The 17,589-nt window shown below is 62.3% G+C and carries 19 protein-coding genes; 13 read left to right on the plus strand and 6 right to left on the minus strand.

Features of this window, described 5'->3' with window-relative positions:
* Nucleotides 1-216: 216 nt before the first annotated feature.
* Both F7R90_RS11830 and F7R90_RS11835 read left to right on the plus strand, forming a co-directional pair.
* Nucleotides 217-657 carry an SRPBCC domain-containing protein gene (locus F7R90_RS11830; RefSeq protein ID WP_158057631.1) on the plus strand — a complete coding sequence of 147 codons (441 nt, stop codon included), beginning with the start codon at nucleotides 217-219 and terminating at the stop codon, nucleotides 655-657.
* A gap of 58 nt (nucleotides 658-715) precedes the next feature.
* On the plus strand, nucleotides 716-2,056 hold the full coding sequence (locus tag F7R90_RS11835; RefSeq protein ID WP_158057632.1) for a PQQ-dependent sugar dehydrogenase: 1,341 nt from the start codon (nucleotides 716-718) through the stop codon (nucleotides 2,054-2,056).
* Nucleotides 2,057-2,063: 7 nt separating this feature from the next.
* On the opposite strand, the gene F7R90_RS22210 is transcribed toward F7R90_RS11835, so the two are convergent.
* From F7R90_RS22210 to F7R90_RS11845, 3 genes are all read right to left on the minus strand, one after another.
* On the minus strand, nucleotides 2,064-2,216 hold the full coding sequence (locus F7R90_RS22210) for a hypothetical protein (protein WP_192498298.1): 153 nt from the start codon (nucleotides 2,214-2,216) through the stop codon (nucleotides 2,064-2,066).
* Nucleotides 2,217-2,450: 234 nt separating this feature from the next.
* Nucleotides 2,451-3,197 carry a proteasome assembly chaperone family protein gene (locus F7R90_RS11840; RefSeq protein WP_158057633.1) on the minus strand — a complete coding sequence of 249 codons (747 nt, stop codon included), beginning with the start codon at nucleotides 3,195-3,197 and terminating at the stop codon, nucleotides 2,451-2,453.
* A gap of 88 nt (nucleotides 3,198-3,285) precedes the next feature.
* The gene (locus F7R90_RS11845) at nucleotides 3,286-3,606 is read right to left on the minus strand and encodes a hypothetical protein (RefSeq protein WP_225741160.1); all 321 of its coding nucleotides are present in this window, start codon (nucleotides 3,604-3,606) and stop codon (nucleotides 3,286-3,288) included.
* 68 nt (nucleotides 3,607-3,674) lie between these two features.
* On the opposite strand from F7R90_RS11845, the gene F7R90_RS11850 reads away from it, so the two are divergent.
* The 3 genes from F7R90_RS11850 (at nucleotide 3,675) to F7R90_RS11860 (ending at nucleotide 5,686) form a co-directional block, all read left to right on the plus strand.
* On the plus strand, nucleotides 3,675-4,583 hold the full coding sequence (locus F7R90_RS11850; protein ID WP_158057634.1) for an RsmB/NOP family class I SAM-dependent RNA methyltransferase: 909 nt from the start codon (nucleotides 3,675-3,677) through the stop codon (nucleotides 4,581-4,583).
* The gene (locus F7R90_RS11855; RefSeq protein ID WP_158057635.1) at nucleotides 4,580-5,089 is read left to right on the plus strand and encodes a DUF7122 family protein; all 510 of its coding nucleotides are present in this window, start codon (nucleotides 4,580-4,582) and stop codon (nucleotides 5,087-5,089) included. The genes F7R90_RS11850 and F7R90_RS11855 overlap by 4 nt, the downstream gene beginning before the upstream one ends.
* Before the next feature lie 63 nt (nucleotides 5,090-5,152).
* Nucleotides 5,153-5,686, plus strand: a complete 534-nt coding sequence (locus tag F7R90_RS11860) for a CAP domain-containing protein (RefSeq protein WP_158057636.1) — start codon at nucleotides 5,153-5,155, stop codon at nucleotides 5,684-5,686.
* On the opposite strand, the gene F7R90_RS11865 is transcribed toward F7R90_RS11860, so the two are convergent.
* Entirely contained in the window at nucleotides 5,677-7,197 is a 1,521-nt protein-coding gene (locus F7R90_RS11865; RefSeq protein WP_158057637.1) for a DUF790 family protein, read from the minus strand. The genes F7R90_RS11860 and F7R90_RS11865 overlap by 10 nt on opposite strands.
* 77 nt (nucleotides 7,198-7,274) lie before the next feature.
* On the opposite strand from F7R90_RS11865, the gene F7R90_RS11870 reads away from it, so the two are divergent.
* Nucleotides 7,275-7,673: a hypothetical protein gene (locus F7R90_RS11870; protein WP_158057638.1), complete on the plus strand. Its 399-nt coding sequence runs from the start codon at nucleotides 7,275-7,277 to the stop codon at nucleotides 7,671-7,673.
* A gap of 23 nt (nucleotides 7,674-7,696) precedes the next feature.
* Here the strand turns inward: F7R90_RS11870 and F7R90_RS11875 are convergent, their stop codons facing one another.
* A complete protein-coding gene (locus F7R90_RS11875; protein WP_158057639.1) occupies nucleotides 7,697-9,064 on the minus strand; it encodes a DEAD/DEAH box helicase family protein in 1,368 nt (455 codons plus the stop codon).
* A 444-nt stretch (nucleotides 9,065-9,508) separates the two neighbouring features.
* Here F7R90_RS11875 and F7R90_RS11880 point away from each other — a divergent pair, with 444 nt between their 5' ends.
* The 4 genes from F7R90_RS11880 (at nucleotide 9,509) to dnaJ (ending at nucleotide 14,420) form a co-directional block, all read left to right on the plus strand.
* A complete protein-coding gene (locus F7R90_RS11880) occupies nucleotides 9,509-9,961 on the plus strand; it encodes a luciferase domain-containing protein (protein ID WP_158057640.1) in 453 nt (150 codons plus the stop codon).
* A 119-nt stretch (nucleotides 9,962-10,080) separates the two neighbouring features.
* The gene (locus F7R90_RS11885; protein WP_158057641.1) at nucleotides 10,081-10,707 is read left to right on the plus strand and encodes a nucleotide exchange factor GrpE; all 627 of its coding nucleotides are present in this window, start codon (nucleotides 10,081-10,083) and stop codon (nucleotides 10,705-10,707) included.
* 522 nt (nucleotides 10,708-11,229) lie between these two features.
* Nucleotides 11,230-13,161 (plus strand): molecular chaperone DnaK, encoded by a 1,932-nt coding sequence (gene dnaK / locus F7R90_RS11890; protein WP_158057642.1) that lies wholly within the window; start codon nucleotides 11,230-11,232, stop codon nucleotides 13,159-13,161.
* 80 nt (nucleotides 13,162-13,241) lie between these two features.
* Nucleotides 13,242-14,420: a molecular chaperone DnaJ gene (dnaJ, locus tag F7R90_RS11895; RefSeq protein WP_158057643.1), complete on the plus strand. Its 1,179-nt coding sequence runs from the start codon at nucleotides 13,242-13,244 to the stop codon at nucleotides 14,418-14,420.
* A 542-nt stretch (nucleotides 14,421-14,962) separates the two neighbouring features.
* Here dnaJ and F7R90_RS11900 read toward each other — a convergent pair.
* Nucleotides 14,963-15,952, minus strand: a complete 990-nt coding sequence (locus F7R90_RS11900) for an NAD-dependent epimerase/dehydratase family protein (RefSeq protein WP_158057644.1) — start codon at nucleotides 15,950-15,952, stop codon at nucleotides 14,963-14,965.
* A 30-nt stretch (nucleotides 15,953-15,982) separates the two neighbouring features.
* Between F7R90_RS11900 and F7R90_RS22215 the strand changes: the two genes are divergently transcribed.
* The 3 genes from F7R90_RS22215 (at nucleotide 15,983) to F7R90_RS11910 (ending at nucleotide 17,582) form a co-directional block, all read left to right on the plus strand.
* Entirely contained in the window at nucleotides 15,983-16,129 is a 147-nt protein-coding gene (locus F7R90_RS22215) for a hypothetical protein (RefSeq protein ID WP_192498299.1), read from the plus strand.
* Between the two features lie 80 nt (nucleotides 16,130-16,209).
* On the plus strand, nucleotides 16,210-16,647 hold the full coding sequence (locus F7R90_RS11905; RefSeq protein ID WP_158057645.1) for a hypothetical protein: 438 nt from the start codon (nucleotides 16,210-16,212) through the stop codon (nucleotides 16,645-16,647).
* Between the two features lie 170 nt (nucleotides 16,648-16,817).
* Nucleotides 16,818-17,582 carry a GNAT family N-acetyltransferase gene (locus F7R90_RS11910; RefSeq protein ID WP_225741161.1) on the plus strand — a complete coding sequence of 255 codons (765 nt, stop codon included), beginning with the start codon at nucleotides 16,818-16,820 and terminating at the stop codon, nucleotides 17,580-17,582.
* The last annotated feature ends 7 nt before the right edge of the window (nucleotides 17,583-17,589 follow it).

Raw genomic sequence — 17,589 nt, forward strand, 5'->3', positions numbered from 1 at the left:
AGGCGAAGCCGAGGAGCGCAGAGTGTTCCGCGCGAGTCCACCACTCGGGGGCTTTCGAGGTGGTCAGAGTTCTGTCGATACTCTCAGTCCACGGCGAACGGTCCGTACAGTTCGAGGCAGTAACGCCAAACCCTGAACAACTGCAATCTAGTACCCCGAGACACACCTTTGATAGCACCCCACACACTCATCCTCTCTCGCGTCGTATCCCCACTGATGCGCGAGATTCAGACCAAAATCGACATCGACGCCCCGCCGCGCGTGGTCTGGCAAACGCTGACCGACCTGCGGTCGTACTCGGAGTGGAACCCGCATATCGTGGAGGCCGAGGGCGACCATCTGGAGGGTTCGACGGTCGAGCTTCGAATCGAGCGAGCGGAGGCGAAACCCCGTTCGATGACAGTGACTGTCACCGACTGCGACAGATATCGACGGCTTCGGTGGGTCGGCCACGTCGTCCATCCGCGGTTGTTCGAGGGGAGACATACCTTCGAACTCGCACTGCTCAACGAGAACAAAACACGGCTGTACAACTCCGAAAAGGTGTCCGGGCTACTCGCGCCGTTCGTCGTCTCCGACGACACCGCGCGCGACTACGAAGCCATGAACGAAGCACTCGCAGAGCGTGCCGAACGACGGGCGGCGGCAGCGACCTGAGTGGCAGGCCGTTAGAACCGAACGTAGCTATTTCTGTCTTCGGCCCTAGAACTGCGTCATGCAATCAGGCGCTAGCCGTCGGCAATTTCTCGGTGCCGTCGTGGGCGGGTCGATGGTGGGGCTGGCGGGATGTAGCCAATCTTCGAGTCAACCGACCGAAACAGGAGGAACGGTGACAGGGACTTCCGAGACGACGCAGGCAGGGGCCGCGCCCAACACTGTCGCGCTCGAAACGCTGGCGACTGGCTTCGACGCGCCGCTGGACGTGGAGTTCGCGCCCAACACCGACCGGAGATACGTCGCCGACCAAGGAGGTCGCGTCTTCGTCCACGACGACGATGGTCTACGCGACCAGCCATTTCTGGACCTGCGCGAGACGGTCGTTTCAGGGAGCGAGACCGGACTCTTGGGCATCGCACTGCACCCCGACTTCGCCGAGAATCGACGCGTCTTCGTCCGGTACAGTGCCTCGCCACGGTCGGGGACGCCGAGCAACTACAGCCACACGTTCGTTCTGGCGGAGTTCGAAGCGAGCGAGGACGGCACGCGGGCGAAGCGCGACTCCGAGCGGACGGTGCTAACGATACCAGAACCGCAGGGCAACCACAACGCCGGGTCGCTCCTGTTCGGGCCGGACGGCTACCTCTACGTCGGCGTCGGCGACGGCGGGTCCGGCGGCGACCAAGGCACGGGCCACGTAGACGACTGGTACGACCGAGTGAGCGGCGGCAACGGACAGGACGTGACCGAGAATCTGTTGGGGAGTGTTCTCCGAATAGATGTAAACAATCGTGAGGACGGGAAGGGCTACGCCGTCCCCGAAGACAATCCGCTGGTCGGGAGCGAGGGGTTGGCCGAACACTATGCGTGGGGCTTTCGCAACCCGTGGCGGATGTCGTTCGACAACGGGGACTTCTTCGTCGCCGACGTGGGCCAGAGCGCCTACGAAGAGGTGAGTCTGGTCGAGCACGGCGGCAACTACGGGTGGAACGTCAAGGAAGGCACCAACTGCTACAGCGCGGACGAGTGTCCGAACTCCACCCCAAGTTCGGTCCGCGGCGGCGAACCACTGCGCGACCCCATCGTCGAGTACCCCCACGACGGTACCGCGGTCAGTGGTATCTCGGTCATTGGCGGCTACGTCTACCGCGGGTCGGACCTCCCCGGCTTAGAAGGAACTTACGTCTTCGGCGACTACGCGGCAGGCGGGCGGTTGTTCACTGCAACCCGACCCGACGATGGCGACGGACTATGGAACACACGAGTCCTCGAAGTCGCTGACGGAGACGCCTCCAAAGTCCAGCGAATCCTCTCGTTCGGGCGCGACGCCTCGGGAGAACTGTACGTCCTCGGCACGGGGAACGACGGCGGCGGACTCCACCGAATCGTCCCCGCTTGAAAGGTAGTTAGGCGTCTTCGGCGCTCTCGCGCAGTTCTTCGACGTGACTCTCGACGCGACTCAGCGCGGCGTCGGCATCGACGTAGCCCTTCTCGTACTCGCTGTACACGGTGTCCGTCTCGCGCAGGAACTGCTTCACGGCGTCTTCCAAATCGCTCATACTGCCACGCAAGCGTCTCGGAGAGAAAGGTCTGATGGAGTTGTGGCCAGAGAAGCGAGATGAACAATCCACGTAGCTCGGCCAAACTTGTGTGTTCCAGCATCCGAAGACGCGAGAAATCTGGCCGCTCCGCGGTCAGATTTCTCTGCGTCCCTTTTTTTGATCCACATTTTTTGCGCGAGCGGTGCCGAAGCGCCGTAGGCGCGCTGGCACCCGAGCGTAAAAAAGTGGTTCTTATTGGAACATCCGGAGCGGTTTCGCCTGCGAACTCTCGTCGTCTTCGGCTTCCTGCATGCGCTGGGCGAACTGCTGTTTCTGCTCGGTTATCTCTTCGGCGTGTTCCACGAGGTCGTTGGTGTCCACGTCGATGCCCGCGATGGGGCCGATGCCGTGTTCGATGAGGATGCGGGCGGCCTCCGGGTCGGGGAACTGCGGGTCGCTCTGGACGACCAATCCGACAGCGTCCAACTCGCGCTTGTTCGCTTCCGAGAGGAGCGCACCAGTCGGGCCGCTGACCGCGCCGCGCTCGCTGGGAACGCCGACATCGTGTTCGTCCAGCAACGCACCAGCAGTGCCCGTGGCGACGCCGGTCAACTCCGGAATCTGGTCGGCTTGCTTCTCTTCGGGGAGACCGCTCATGTAGATGGGCGTCGCGTCGTGCTCGGCCAACCACTCGGTGACGCAACTGGCGAAGTCCGACGCTGCAGAGGCCGAGACCGGAACGTCGCTCTGGAGCGCGAGCAGGTCGCGCTCTTCGTCCACGTAGAGTCGAACCGGAGCGAGTACATCTCTGCTGTCTTCCTGATAGACGGAAAGGGGCGGGATACCCTCGCATTCGAGGCTGGCGTAGTAGGTCATGTCGAACGTCTCGACGAGGTGGTCGGTCGCCAGTTTGCCGACCAGTCCGATGCCCGGGAGTCCCTCCACCATCACAGGTTCGTCAAGTGTCACGCCCTCGGCGTGCACATTCACAGTTGCCATACTAACCGATAGTATCAGCGACCGCATAAAGGACGGGGACCGTCCACGGAAAGAGAGTGTCAGGTCGTGGTTCGAACGATTCGTCTGTTCACTCGTCCGACGTGTACGCCAGTTCCAACCGTAACTTCGCTGTGCAGGAGAGGTCGCTCACGTCCACCTCCATCCAGTCGCGTTGGTCGCCCAAGTAGGCGTTACAGCGGCCCTTCTCGATGACGTTGTCGAGCGTCGCCGGAGAGCCACACTCCGGGCAGTCGAGGTAGTAGCCCGCCTCGGTTTCGTGCCACGCGTCCGGTTCGAGTTCCATGCGAGCGAACTCTTCGTTCGCGTTCTCTCCCTCGTCGTCTGCTTCTGCATCGTTTTCCCCCATAGCACGGATGACGACGAGGAGTAAGGTAACGATGCGGGCCATTCGTCGTGGCCGACCCGACCGCTCGGCTTCCGAAACCCACAAACGCCGCCTGCTCGAACTGCCGGGCAATGGAAGCACTGGAGCGGTACGAGCCGCTAATCGAGGACTACGACGCCTTCCGCGAGGCGTGTCAGCGCCCGCTCCCGTCGGTCGTCCGGGTCAACACCATCAAGACGACCGTCGAGCGAGCGAAGCGGGCCTTAGAGGAACAGGACATCGGATGGGAAGACAGAGAGTGGAACGACACGGTGCTGAAACTCGACACCGACAGTCCCGGCACGACGTGGGCCTCCTTCCACGGCTGGATTCACGGCCAAGAGGAGGTTTCGGCGATTCCAGCAGAAGTGCTCGCCCCCGAACCGGGCGAGCGCGTTTGGGACGCCTGTGCCGCGCCGGGGAGCAAGACAACGCAACTCGCCGCGCTGATGGACGACGAGGGACTGGTCGTGGCCAACGACAACAACCTCGGGCGTCTCTCGGCGCTCCGGTTCAACACCGAACGACTCGGCGTGACCAACGCCGCCGTGACCAACACCGACTCGCGGAACTTCTCGCTCAAGCCGTTCGACAGCGAACCGTTCGACAAGTCGCTCGTGGACGTGCCCTGCTCCTGCGAGGGGACGATTCGGAAGAATCCAACTGCACTCGACGAGTGGTCACTGGGCCACGTCGAGAGCGTCGCGGGGATTCAGAAGGGCATCCTCAAGCGCGCGATTCAGGCGACGAAGAAGGGCGGTACCGTCGTCTACTCGACCTGCACGTTCGCGCCCGAGGAGAACGAGGCCGTGCTCGACTTCGTGCTTGAGGAGGAAGACTGCCGGATGGTCGAGTTCGACATCGACCTCGAATCGCGTCCCGGAATCACAGACTGGGAGGGCGACTCCTACGACGAGAGCGTCGAGAAGGCCAAGCGGTTCTACCCGCACCTCAACGACACGGGTGGGTTCTTCACCGCGAAACTGGAGGTGGAAGGATGAGCCAAAAAACCAACAACGGCCAGCAGTTCGACCGACTGCCGGAGACGGAGGAAGACCGAGAAGTCGGGGAACGGGCGACGAGAGAGGAAGTAGTGGAATGGTGGGACGAGCGCTTCGAGATTCCGCCCGAAACCTTCGAGGAGTTCACCTTCTGGGAGAAGGGCAAAGGCAAAATCTGGATTCTGCACGGGGAAGTCTCCTCGCCGATTCGCATCGAAGCACTCGGTATGAAGTTCCTGCGGACGCGCCAGCGCCACTGGAAGCCGACGATGAACGCGGTCCAGCGGTTCGGCCGCGAGGCGAGCAAGAACGTCGTGGAACTCGACCGCGAGCAGGCCCGTCGGTTCGCCCGCGGGGAAGACCAGGACCTCGACTGGGAGGGTGACTGGGGCTATCTGGTCGCCGCCCACGAACTCGCTGGGGAACTGGAACCGCTCGGTGTCGGCCTGTTCTTGCACGGAGAGTTGCAGAGTCCCGTCCCGAAGGGACGACAGCGAGACCTCTGAACTGTCGGAACAACCAAACTACCGCATCCTCGATATTTTATACCCCGAGTTTGAAAGGGAGGTATGAACCGCCGCGCGCTCCTCGCGACCGTGGTCTCTGGGACGATTGCAGGCTGTGGCGGGCGCTTGGTCGGACCGGACTTGGACGCCAACGCGATAGCGACCTACCTCCGCGATTACATCAACGAGGCCCGAACTGACCGCGGTGTCGGCTATTTCGCCACGGCAGAGAAACTGACGAAAATCGCCCGTTACCACGCGGAAGACATGCTCGAAGACTCGTACTTCCACATGACTTCGCCCGACGGCGAATCACTCCCGGACCGCTATCGGAAGTTCGACTTCTCGTGTGGCGGCGTCCCCAAAGAGTCGCGCGGACCGCGCGTCGGCAACGCCGTCCTGTTCAGGATTCGGTTCGAGTCCGAGTCGTACACGGAGCGAACGATAGCCCAGAAGTTGTTCGACCACCTGTTGAAGAGCAAGGAGAAGAAAGAACTCGCGTTCTGGGACTTCTGGGACTCCCAAGGCACTGGCGCGGCCGTCGGCACAGACCGAGCAGGTCGGACGCTGGTGTACGCTGCCCAGTACTACTGTTGAGACTTCTCTCGGACGGTCCCACCACTCAGTCCGTCCCACTCGACCGCAAAACCTACTTCCGACAGCACTGCGCTGGCGTCTTCGACGCCGAACTCCGCAAGCAGCGACTCGACTTCCCCGAGCGCCATTCCCGCCTCGATTTCGTCTGCCAGTTCCGCGAGAACCGAAGGGCGAATCAGCGTTCGACCCACCAGTTCGTGGTCTGGGAACGCCTTCCCTTCGATTGCTTCCTCACCGACACCGTACTCGGCGGCGAGCGTTTCGAGAGAAACGGCGTCGGCATCGGGAGACAACTCTTCGGGTAAATCAGCCGCGCTCTCGGCGACCAACTCGTCTTCGTATCGCCGGAGGGCGTCGCGTACGTCCTTCAGTCGAATCGTCTTCGAGTAGGGAATCGCGCGGTGGTCGCGGGCCTCGATGCGCTCGCCGACGCCCAGACTCTCGTCCACCGCGACGAGCAGTTCCACGTCCTCGACCTGTTCCAGTTGTCCCAACTTCTTCTTGACGTACTCTGGCGTCCAGAAGCCCATGACTTCGAAGAAGATGCGGAAGTCCACGTGCTGATAGTCGAACGCGAAGTCCGGAATCATCACTCGCGCACCAGTTTCGAGGGGTTCCGGTTCACGTACGAGGTCCCAGTCTAAGTCGAGCGAGTCGAATCGCGTGGCGAAGTCGGCCTCGACGCCGCTGTCGAACGTGACCCCCGCGACTGGTTCGACGCCCGGCACGCCCACTGGGTCCGAGTCAGTCAGTGACAGTTCGCGGTCCGTGCCGTAGTCGTCGATGGTCGCAACGAGAGACCACGAGTCGGCTTTGGCGATAGTTCGAAGTAGGCGCGCGAAGCGAGTGCCGTAGCGTCGTGTCGAGCGAAAGAGCGAGTCAGGGCCTGTGACGACGACCTCTCTTCCGTCGTCCGTCTTGCGAATCTCGTACATCAGTCGGAGTCGCTTGACGGCCGAGACGAGCGCCTTGGGGTCAGAACTCCGGACGCGCAACTCGGTCGCGTCGAACAGCGCGGTCTGGGCCAGCGAGAGGTTGTACTGCGCGAGCAGTTCGTCGGGACTCCATCGCGGGTCGAACTCGGTCAGAATCTGGCGCTCGTCCAAGTCGGCGTACAGCGAGCCAGCAACTGCCTCGGCGTCAGTGTCTCCGCCTGTGAGTCGGTCGCTGGCGCGTTCGAGTGCCACCGTTCGTTCCTCCTCGGAGACGACGCCGACGGCTTCTGCTTCCGCGAACGCGACTCGACGGGCGCGTTCGGGGGCGACCGGGGCTTGGGTCTCGAAGACTGCCTCTCGTCTGAGCAACTTCGCGAAGCCCCGAACGAGTTTGAAGTCGTCCGCCTCGCCTTCGAGGTCCGAGAGCGCGCCGTCGAGCGTCGCCCGCGTCTCGCCGACGCTCCCCTGAAACGTCCCGAGGACCCGCGCGGCCAGCGGCCGGTGTTCGCGCTCGGCGAACTGGGGGTGGAAGCCACCACCAGCGCGCGAGACCCGCAACAGGTCCTTCGTGAGCATACCGACTACTCGGGGAGGCTGGTACAAAAGCGGTCGGAAGCAGAAGACTCATTCCGCTGGACTGGGACGCGATGGACATGCGCCGACGAGACACGTTACGCACGGCCGGGTCGGTCCTCGCAGTCGGAACGCTCCTCCCGCTCGCTGGCTGTTCCGGGAACGACGAGGAGAACGGAGCCTCCTCGCTCACGGTCAAGTCCTTCGACTACGCGAAGGGCGATTCGGGGAACCTCGTCGTCCCCATCACCGTGAAGAACAGCGCCGACTCGAAGGCGAGCGGGACGCTCGACGTCGATGTGAAAGCGAGCAAGAAGACGAGCGAGAACGGGAGCGACAGCGGCGGAACTGTATCGAGTCGCAAATCGCTCGACGTCACCGTTCCTGGGGGCGAGACGAAGCAGTTCGAGGTGTCGTTCGGCTTCACGGTCGAGCAGTTCAAGCGAAAGGGCAGCCTCGATATCGACTTGCGGACCTGAGAACAGGTATCGTCATCTCGTTCTCATCTCCTCCTGTCGGCGACTCGTTCTTCGGCCGTCTCGACGCTCACGACTTCGTAGAGCAGTGCGGCCCGGCCGTCTTTCTTAGGGCGGAGAATCCGCCCGAGTCGTTGGGTGAACTCACGTTCGCTTCCGCTTCCGGAGAGGACGACGGCGACGTTGGCGTCGGGCACGTCTACCCCCTCGTCCAAGACGTTCGAGGTGACGATTCGAGAGTAGTCGCCCTCGCGAAACGATTGGAGGATTTCCCGGCGCTCGGCCGCGCCGGTTTGGTGAGTGACTGCGGGAATCAGGAATCGCTCGGAGAGGCGATAGACGAGGTCGTTGTGCGCGGTGAAGACGATGACTCTGTCCTCGCGGTGGCGGGAGAGAATCGATTCGAGCGTCTCGACCTTCCCCTCGCTGTTCATCATCACGTCGCGGGCGCGCTGTTTGGCGAGCAGTGCCTCGCGAGCGCGTGGGTCGTTGCCGGAGCGTTTGACGAGTTCTTGGTAGTCACTGCCGCTCTGCATGTCGATGCCGGACTGGATAACGTAGTCGCGGAACACCTTCTGGTCTGCCTCGTACCGCTCGCGCTCTTCGTCGGTCAACTCGACTTCGACCCGCTTGATGTCGTAGGGCGCGAGGTGGTCGCCCGCGAGTTCGTCGGGGGCGATTTCGTACACTTTCGACCCGACGAGGTCGCCGACGACTTCGTGGGCGTCGTCCGGTCGCTCAAAGGTCGCAGTCAGGCCCATCCGAGCGGGGGCCGCAAGCAATCGAGCGATTTGTCGGTAGCCCTCGCCGCCGAGGTGATGCACTTCGTCGAAAATCACGAAGCCGAATCGGTCGCCCAACTCGTCTGCGCGGAGATATGCCGAGTCGTACGTCGAGACGGTGAGGGCTTCGACGCGTTGTTCGCCACCGCCGAGTTGCCCCACAGGCACGTCGAACTCCGCTTCGAGTTCCCTGCGCCACTGTTCCAGCAGGTCGATAGTGGGGACGACGACGAGCGTCGCGGTCTGCAACTTCTCGATGGCCTTCACGCCGATGACCGTCTTGCCGCTTCCAGTGGGGAGTTCGAGGACGCCCCATTGGGGTAGTGTATCGCGGTCCTCCCACGCATCGAGCGCGTCCTGCTGGTAGGACCGCAGTTCGTAGCCGGAGTAGAGGTCAGGGAGATTGGATGCGTCGAGAACGCGGTCCTCGTAATCGATGCCCGCCGCTTCGAGATGCTGACGAAGCGCGGCGTAGCGGAACGCGGGCGCTCTTCGGGTCTTCGAGCGTGGGTCTTCCTCGGTGTGGGGAAGGCCGAGGTCCGCGTCGGGTGGGTCAGTCTCGACTCGGATTGTCCCCTCCTCGAAGCGGAGCGTCACGTCGGCAGTAGACACGTTGGTCGTCCTCGGCACTCGCGGGGCTTAAACGAACCGCCACACGCCAGAACGCTCGGTCTCTCGACTGAGAGTATCGCTCGGGGACACCGGCCACCAGCAACGCTCGGTGACAAATACGACCGAAATCGGCCGGTGACACGAACACCGGGTGGGACTGAAAGGGGTCGCCCGGTCGCGCCCGAAGGGCGTGGTCGTCTGGGCGGGCACTATTCGGCGTGCGGTTTGCGCCGAATATCCCGGCCAGCGACCGCGAGCGGGCGAGGGCTTTCGAAGTGGTCGAAGTCACGAAGGCTCTCGCGGTTCGTAGCGAGCGTCCGAGAACTTTCGAGACAGTCCCAGTAACCCCAGAACCCGAAACCTACAGATACCTGATCTGAACGATGCTTGCCGAATCGGGCAGGTCGATTAAGGTCTTTCGCCGCGTACCAACCAGAGACCACTATGGGGGACCAAGAGCAACGGGAGGCGGCGAAGTACATCGACCAAATCATCGAGGAGGTAGCCGCGTGGCCCCACGTCAACACGGTCGAGCACCGCTTCGAGGGCCGCGAGTTTCAGTTGGGGCCGCGCGAGGTGGGTCACGTCCACCGCTGGGGCATCGTGGACGTGCCGTTTACGAAGCGACTGCACGACCAACTCATCGAGGAAGGACACACTGGCGAGCATCACGTCGTGCCCGAATCGGGGTGGACGACCCACTACGTCGAAGGCGAAGAGGACGTCGCGCAGGCGATTTGGTTGCTTCGGTTGTCGTATCTCTACCACGTGAAGACGCTGAAGCAGACGCCAGCGGGGTCGGAGAAATTTGGAGACGTGGACGTGGACGAGGAGTTAGAGGCGTTGGAGATTAGCGACGAGTTACGGGCGGCGTTCGAGCGCCGTCCCGAACCGTAACTCGAAGGCTCTACACGACTGTCGTGTCGGCTCGGTCCCGACTGACCGGCGTAGTATCTGACCCGACTCATCCGCCCGCTTTCTGAATCCTTAAACTGCTCCGACACCACGTACCGGACATGACCGAGGAGGAAGTCACCGAGCAGGTTCCCGACGAGGAGTCCAAGCAAGAAGCGGAGGAGACCCCCGAACCGACTCTCTCCGAGCAGAGCGAGGCCCTCGTCGCGGAAGTCGCCGCCGCGGACGACGAACTGGCCGCCGACCTCGAAGCACACCTCGCAGACCTCGAATCTGAGAAGGAAGAAGCGAAAGCAGAGGCTGAGGACTTCGAATCCCGTCTCAAGCGCAAGCAGGCGGACTTCCAGAACTACAAGAAGCGCGCGAAGAAGCGCCAAGAACAGATGGAAGCCCGCGCCACGGAGGACCTCGTGGAGCGACTACTGGACGTACGAGACAACCTGAAACGCGCCGTCGAGGACGACCACGAGAACGTCGAAAGTCTCAAAGAGGGCGTCGAGATGACGCTGAAAGAGTTGGACCGCGTGTTTGCGGACGAAGACGTGGCGGAAATCGACCCCGACCCCGGCGCGGAGACCGACCCACAACGTCACGAAGTGATGATGAAAATCGACAGCGAGCACCCCGAAGGGACGGTTGCAGACGTCTATCAGCCGGGCTACGAGATGGGCGAGAAAGTGCTTCGGCCCGCGCAAGTGACCGTGAGTGATTCGGACGACGATACGTAGAGAACTATCTCTGAAATCGAGAGCTGACAACAACTTCTACTTCTGCGACTACCTCGAAAGTCCCGAACGCTCGTGATTACTCGGCAGACGCGGTTTGTCCGCGGCGATGCTGTGCGGTCTTCTAGGTATCGGGAGTAGCTAGCGTCACTGCGTTCGTCGTTACTACATCAAAGTCAGAGCAACTGCAGTTTCCTCGTAGAAAGCCCCCAGACGCTCACTAAGAACCGCAGAAGTCATAGTGACTGTGACCGCTTCGAAAGCCCCCGGGCGGTCGCGGTCCATTCTTTGTCTCACGAACCGATACCGTTCCTTCTCTGACCGGCCGAAACACGCCGCAAGAAACAATCCACGAGTGTGACATGACTTCCCACCGAGCAGTGGAATTGTGGTCGGATATATAAGTACCACATCGGTCGTCGTTAGATTTTTGTGAAATCGCAAGCGGGCGGTCGAATCCGTCGAGAGCGCGTGACGCGGTAACTAGCAAGGCTTAAAGGCCACAAAACGCAACGTAACGACAAGATGGCGACTAACAAGATTCTGGGTATCGACCTCGGTACCACGAACAGCGCGTTCGCGGTAATGGAAGGCGGCGACCCCGAAATCATCGTCAACGGCGAAGGTGAACGAACGACACCCTCTGTCGTCTCGTTCTCCGACGACGGCGAGCGCCTGGTGGGCAAACCGGCGAAGAACCAAGCGGTCCAGAACCCAGAGCGCACGATTCAGTCTATCAAGCGCCACATGGGCGAGGACGGCTACACCGTCGAAATCGACGGGGAGGAGTACACCCCCGAGCAGATTTCGGCGATGATTCTCCAGAAGATCAAGCGCGACGCCGAGGAGTATCTCGGTGACGACGTGGAGAAGGCCGTGATTACTGTTCCGGCGTACTTCAACGACAAACAGCGCCAAGCGACCAAGGACGCTGGCGAAATCGCTGGCTTCGACGTCGAGCGCATCGTCAACGAACCGACCGCGGCGTCGATGGCGTACGGACTCGACGACGAGTCCGACCAGACGGTTCTCGTCTACGACCTCGGTGGCGGTACGTTCGACGTTTCTATCCTCGACCTCGGCGGCGGCGTCTACGAAGTCGTCGCGACGAACGGTGACAACGACCTCGGTGGCGACGACTGGGACGAGGCCATCATCGACTACCTCGCAGAGGAGTTCCAGAACGAACACGGCATCGACCTGCGGGAGGACCGCCAGGCCCTTCAGCGACTCAAGGACGCCGCCGAAGAAGCGAAGATCGAACTCTCCTCGCGCAAGGAGACCGAAATCAACCTCCCGTTCATCACGGCGACCGATTCCGGCCCTGTTCACCTCGAAAACAGTCTGACTCGCGCGAAGTTCGAGAGTCTCACGTCTGACCTCGTCGAGCGCACGGTCGAACCGACCGAGCAGGCGCTCTCCGACGCGGAAAAGGACAAGAGCGACATCGACGAAGTGATTCTCGTCGGCGGCTCGACGCGAATGCCCCAGGTCGGCGAGAAGGTCGAGGAGCTCACCGGCCAAGAGCCGAAGAAGAACGTCAACCCCGACGAGGCAGTCGGTCTCGGCGCGGCGATTCAGGGTGGCGTCCTCTCCGGCGACGTGGACGACATCGTCCTGCTCGACGTGACGCCGCTCAGCCTCGGTATCGAGGTCAAGGGTGGCCTGTTCGAGCGACTCATCGACAAGAACACCACGATTCCGACCGAGGAGAGCAAAATCTTCACCACGGCCGCGGCGAACCAGACTTCCGTGCAGGTTCGTGTCTTCCAAGGCGAGCGCGAAATCGCCGAGGAGAACGAACTGCTCGGCGAGTTCCAGTTGACGGGTATCCCGCCCGCGCCCGCTGGCACGCCGCAAATCGAAGTTTCGTTCAACATCGACGAGAACGGCATCGTCAACGTCTCCGCGGAGGACCAAGGCTCCGGTAACTCCGAAGAGATTACCATCGAAGGCGGCGCTGGCCTCTCGGACGACCAAATCGAGGAGATGCAGGAGGAGGCCGAGAAGCACGCCGAAGAGGACGAGCAGCGACGCGAGCGCATCGAGGCCCGCAACGAGGCCGAGAGCGCGGTCCAGCGCGCGAACACCCTGCTAGAAGAGAACGAGGAGGACATCGACGACGACCTCGAAGCCGACATCGAGGCTGCAATCGAGGACGTGCAGGAAGTGCTGGGCGACGAAGACGCCAGCACCGAAGAGCTTCAGGACGCCACCGAAAACCTGAGTACCGAGCTTCAGGAAATCGGCAAGCAGATGTACCAGCAGCAGGCCCAAGCCGGTGCAGGCGGTGCGGGCGCTGGTCCGGGCGGTGCAGGTGCGGGCGGCGCAGGTCCCGGCGGTATGGGAGGCATGGGCGGCCAAGGCCCCGGCGGCGCGGAAGGTCAGGGCCAAGGCGAGGAGTACGTCGATGCCGACTTCGAAGACGTAGACGACGAAGACGACAGCGACGAGTAGAAACCAGTAGCGACCCGCATTTCGGAGCGAGTCGCCAACGCACCCTTCAAGTGACTCCGTCTTTTATCGAGGTATAACGAATGAGCGAGGACTTCTACGAGGTACTCGGCGTTAGCAGGGACGCCGACGAAGACGAAATCAAGGACGCGTACCGCGAGAAGGCGACCGAATACCACCCGGACGTGAGTGACGACCCGAACGCCGAGGAGAAGTTCAAGCAGGTGAAGAAGGCAAAGGAGGTACTGACCGACGACCAGAAACGCCAAGCCTACGACCAGATGGGCCACGACCGCTTCGAGCAGGCCGACAAGCGCGGTGGCTTCGATGGCGGCCCCGGCGGTGCTGGTGGTGCTGGCGGCATGGGCGGCGGCCCCTTCGGCGGCATGGGTGGCGGCGGCAACATGGGCGGTGGCATGGGCGACATCTTCGAGCAGTTCTTCGGCGGCGGTGGCGGCGGCCAGCGCGGCCGCAACCGCCCACAGAAGGGCCAAGACCTGCGCACGCGACTGGACATCACGCTCGAAGACGCCTTCGAGGGCGTCCAAAAGCAGGTGTCGGTCCGGCGACCCGAGACCTGCGAGGACTGCGACGGCGAAGGCCATCCGCCGGGCACCGATTCGAACACCTGCCCGGAGTGTAACGGACAGGGACAGGTCACCCAGACCCAGCAGACTCCGCTCGGAAGAGTTCAACAAACGCAGACTTGTCGGCGCTGTGGCGGCGAGGGCGAGATATATGCGGAAACCTGTTCGTCCTGCGGCGGCGACGGTACAGTCCAGCGCGAAGCGACCCTCTCCGTGGAAGTTCCGGCGGGCATCCGTGACGGACAGACGCTCCAGATGGAACGCGAGGGTGCGCCCGGAGCGAATGGTGGGCCGAACGGCGATCTCCTCATCGAGATTGCTGTCGAGGAGCATCCGGACTTCGAACGGCAGGGCGACGACCTACACCACAACTACGCCATCTCGTTCCCGCAGGCGACGTTCGGCGACACCGTGGAAGTGCCGACGGTCGATGGCTCCGTCGAGATGGACGTGCCGAAGGGTACCCAGAGCGGCGAGACCTTCCGCCTGAAGGGCAAGGGGATGCCTCGACTCCGACGGCGCGGGCAGGGCGACCTCTACGTGCAAGTGCAGGTCGTCACGCCGACGGAGATGAACGACGAACAACGAGAGGCGCTGGAGGCCTTTGCAGAGGCCGGTGGAGAAGATGTGAACGTCGAACAGGGCTTCTTCGAGAAGATTCGGAATTCGATATAGATTTTCGCTGTGTTTTCGGCGTCTCCTCGCTCAGTCGCGTAATTCGCTGTTGAAACCGTAGTCGCTGCCCATCCAGTATGCGCGGAAGACGACGTAACCGAGAGCGAGCGCGACGCCGACGGTGATGAACGTGGTCAGGAGTTCCATGGTTTAGAATTCATCAGGCAGTTACATAACTGTGGTGATAGTTCTGTGAGGGAAATTGCCGGCGAAGACCTCTACTCACACGATGCCTATGAGAGACCGCACAGCACCGCTCCGCACCACGAGCGCCACGCCCTCCCCACCCGACTGCGTTTCTCAGGTCCGGAAACCGCGGTACGGCGCGGTTTCCGAGTTGCGATACTCATCCACCGTCAGAGCAAGCTCTGGTGAGCCTTGGCTCACATTCGTTCGCCAAGACCTCGCGCGAACGGTCGTGGCATCAACGCCGCGACTGAACACGCCGGTTCGTCGGTCAAAATTCAAGAAAGAGGTTCGGAGTCAAACTGGTACGAACCTTCAAATATCAGGCCGCGGCCAACTCTTTCCGAATGACCTACTCAAAGAGTCTCTAAGACACCCAAAACTCGCTCCTCCGCTTCTCGGCCGGGGTCGTACTCCGCGCCGTCGCGGTCGCTCTCCAGATGCTCGACCACGGTGCGCTCCATCGCCTCGGCGAGCGGCGTCGAGTCCCAGCCAAGATTGGCCAGTCTGTCCGTGTCGAGGACGTGCGGGTAGTCCCGGTAGAGGATGAAGTCGTCGGGAGAGAGGTCGGCGGCCGCGAGTTCGTTCCGCCCAGCGTGGACGATTTCGAGATCCGTGTCGAGTGCCTCCGCGATGAGTTCTAGCATCTCGTCTATCGTGACTAGTTGCCGGTCGCCGACGTTGTAGCACTCTCCGGGGGTGCCCTCCTCGGCGACGATACGGAGCGCGCTCGCCACGTCCTCGACGTACGCGCGGTGCCAGACGTTGTCGCCGTCGCCCGGCACGACGACGCGGTCGTAGCTTGCCACTCTCTCAATCCAGTAGTCCAGTCGCTCGGTGTAGTCGTGGGGGCCGTAGACGATGCAGGGCCGGACGCTGAACGCGTTGACGCCGCGTTCTGCGGCCTCGAAGATTGCGCGGTCGCCCTCCGCCTTCCGGTTGCCGTAGGAGTCGCCCGAGTCGTCCGTGGCTTGCTCGGCCGAACAGGGCCGCAGTTCGGTCTCGCCCTCCCGCTTGGGAATCTCCTCGTTGCCGTAGGCGTCGCCGCTGGAGATGTAGACGTACGCCTCGGCGTCCGAGAAAATCTCCGTCGCGGCCCGGACCTCGCGGGGTGCGTAGGCTACGCAGTCGAAGACGGCGTCCGGTTCGACTCGCTCCTTGGCTAGTTCAAGCGCCGTCTCGTTGGTCCTGTCGCCTTCGACGTGCGTGACGTGTTCATCGTCCGCGAAGGGATTGTCGTGGTTCCCCCGATTGAAGATGGTCACGTCGTAGTCGTGGTCCAGCAGGTCCGAGACGAGGTGGCGGCCGATGAATCGCGTGCCGCCGATGACGAGCGCAGTGTCCATACCGGGACCACGAACGGTCGAGTCAAAACCGTGGCGACTCCGGAAGAGAATGAAAACTGCGTCAGCGAGTCCAACAGTTCGGCTTCCGGTGCGAAAACGCTACGGGAATCGGTCGGTGCTGACGGCCCGGTCGGAGTCGATACTGTCCGCGAAATCGACGCGGGCTACCGACCCTAAAACCGCCGTCGTAACCGCCTTAACATCTCTATAATAACGTCTCTCGACGGCCAACAGTCGAGCGGGTAGCGAACTGCACGATGAACCCGAGCCAGCTACTCGAAGCCGAAAACTGGTCGGCACCGCTCGTCGGTGCCGTCTTAGTGGTCGTCCTCACGGTCGCCCTCTCGGCGACCGTCGGTACCGCGCTGACCGGGATGGCGACTTCGTCGCCGTCCCCTCCGGCCCAAGCGACCGCAGATATCGACATCGGCGAAGAGAGTGTGACCGTCACGTGGACAGCCAACGTGGACGCCGAGCAACTCCGTGTCCAACTAGCTATCGGCGACCGTACGGCAATCGTGACGCTCAACGCGGTCGGTGACGCGGTCCGCGTCGATTCGACCGGTCTGACGACCCGCGGCTCTGCGAACGGCAGCTCCATCGCGCTCTCGGATGGCGAGCGCGTGGAGGTAACCGTCGTGGCTATCAACGGCGACCGCAAGGGAATCGTCGCAAACGACTCTGCGAGCGTCTGACCACGCTCGCCCACCCGCACCTCTCCGGATTTTTAACTGTCCAATTATACACCTTAGACAGTCAAATATACAATCTATTGGAACAATATTCGGTAGTACGATTACTTTTTCGCCGTCGAACGGGAATTGGGTACAACGTTTATCACTAATAACGTCGAATACAGATACGTATGGTTCCGAGCAACGCCGAGTCCGACGGCATCGAAATCCGCGAGGCGAAGACAGGGGACGTCGAGGGCATCCGGCGGGTCGCGGCAGACTCGCTCGGCGCGTCCTACGGCGACGTTCTCGACGACGACGTCATCGAGCACGCCGTCGAAGAGTGGTACGGCGACGAGACGGTCGAAGCGGAACTCGACACCGACGGGATGCTCTACCTCGTCGCGGTCGCTGGCGGCGACCTCGTCGGCTTCTCCCAAAGTGCGGTACTCTCCGAAAATCCGGCGGGGAACATCCTCTGGATTCACGTCGCCCCGACTCACCGCGACCAAGGAATCGGCTCGACGCTCCTGAAACAGACCCAAGCCATGCTCTCGGACCGCGGCGTCGAGCGCGTCGCCGCCGAAGTGCTCGCGGGCAACGAGAGCGGCAACCGCTTCTACGAGGAACACGGCTTCGAGAAGACGACCGACCGCGAGACCGAAATTGCGGGCGAGAGCTACGTCGAGAACGTCTACGTCCAGCAGGGTGCCGAGCAGTTCGAAGTCCACGAAGTCGGCGACCGAACGCTGTACGTCAACTGGGCAGAGAGCGAGCGCGGCTCTGAAGCTCCGTTCTTCGCGGCGTACAGCGACGAAGACGGCGAGAATCTCTACGGCTGGTACTGCTCGAACTGCCAGAGCTTCGACAACGCGATGGACACGATGGAGCGACTGGAGTGCAACGACTGCGGGAATACGAAGAAGCCGGTGCGCTGGGACGCGGCGTATCTGTAGTCTGCTC

Origin of the sequence: Halorussus halophilus (genome assembly GCF_008831545.1) — an archaeon.
Lineage (GTDB): Archaea > Halobacteriota > Halobacteria > Halobacteriales > Haladaptataceae > Halorussus > Halorussus halophilus.

Coding starts and splice junctions, on each gene's coding strand:
- F7R90_RS11830 (WP_158057631.1), top strand. CDS start 217: ATGCGCGAGATTCAGACCAAAATCGACATCGACGCCCCGCCGCGCGTG.
- F7R90_RS11835 (WP_158057632.1), top strand. CDS start 716: ATGCAATCAGGCGCTAGCCGTCGGCAATTTCTCGGTGCCGTCGTGGGC.
- F7R90_RS22210 (WP_192498298.1), bottom strand. CDS start 2,216: ATGAGCGATTTGGAAGACGCCGTGAAGCAGTTCCTGCGCGAGACGGAC.
- F7R90_RS11840 (WP_158057633.1), bottom strand. CDS start 3,197: ATGGCAACTGTGAATGTGCACGCCGAGGGCGTGACACTTGACGAACCT.
- F7R90_RS11845 (WP_225741160.1), bottom strand. CDS start 3,606: ATGGCCCGCATCGTTACCTTACTCCTCGTCGTCATCCGTGCTATGGGG.
- F7R90_RS11850 (WP_158057634.1), top strand. CDS start 3,675: ATGGAAGCACTGGAGCGGTACGAGCCGCTAATCGAGGACTACGACGCC.
- F7R90_RS11855 (WP_158057635.1), top strand. CDS start 4,580: ATGAGCCAAAAAACCAACAACGGCCAGCAGTTCGACCGACTGCCGGAG.
- F7R90_RS11860 (WP_158057636.1), top strand. CDS start 5,153: ATGAACCGCCGCGCGCTCCTCGCGACCGTGGTCTCTGGGACGATTGCA.
- F7R90_RS11865 (WP_158057637.1), bottom strand. CDS start 7,197: ATGCTCACGAAGGACCTGTTGCGGGTCTCGCGCGCTGGTGGTGGCTTC.
- F7R90_RS11870 (WP_158057638.1), top strand. CDS start 7,275: ATGCGCCGACGAGACACGTTACGCACGGCCGGGTCGGTCCTCGCAGTC.
- F7R90_RS11880 (WP_158057640.1), top strand. CDS start 9,509: ATGGGGGACCAAGAGCAACGGGAGGCGGCGAAGTACATCGACCAAATC.
- F7R90_RS11885 (WP_158057641.1), top strand. CDS start 10,081: ATGACCGAGGAGGAAGTCACCGAGCAGGTTCCCGACGAGGAGTCCAAG.
- dnaK (WP_158057642.1), top strand. CDS start 11,230: ATGGCGACTAACAAGATTCTGGGTATCGACCTCGGTACCACGAACAGC.
- dnaJ (WP_158057643.1), top strand. CDS start 13,242: ATGAGCGAGGACTTCTACGAGGTACTCGGCGTTAGCAGGGACGCCGAC.
- F7R90_RS11900 (WP_158057644.1), bottom strand. CDS start 15,952: ATGGACACTGCGCTCGTCATCGGCGGCACGCGATTCATCGGCCGCCAC.
- F7R90_RS11905 (WP_158057645.1), top strand. CDS start 16,210: ATGAACCCGAGCCAGCTACTCGAAGCCGAAAACTGGTCGGCACCGCTC.
- F7R90_RS11910 (WP_225741161.1), top strand. CDS start 16,818: ATGGTTCCGAGCAACGCCGAGTCCGACGGCATCGAAATCCGCGAGGCG.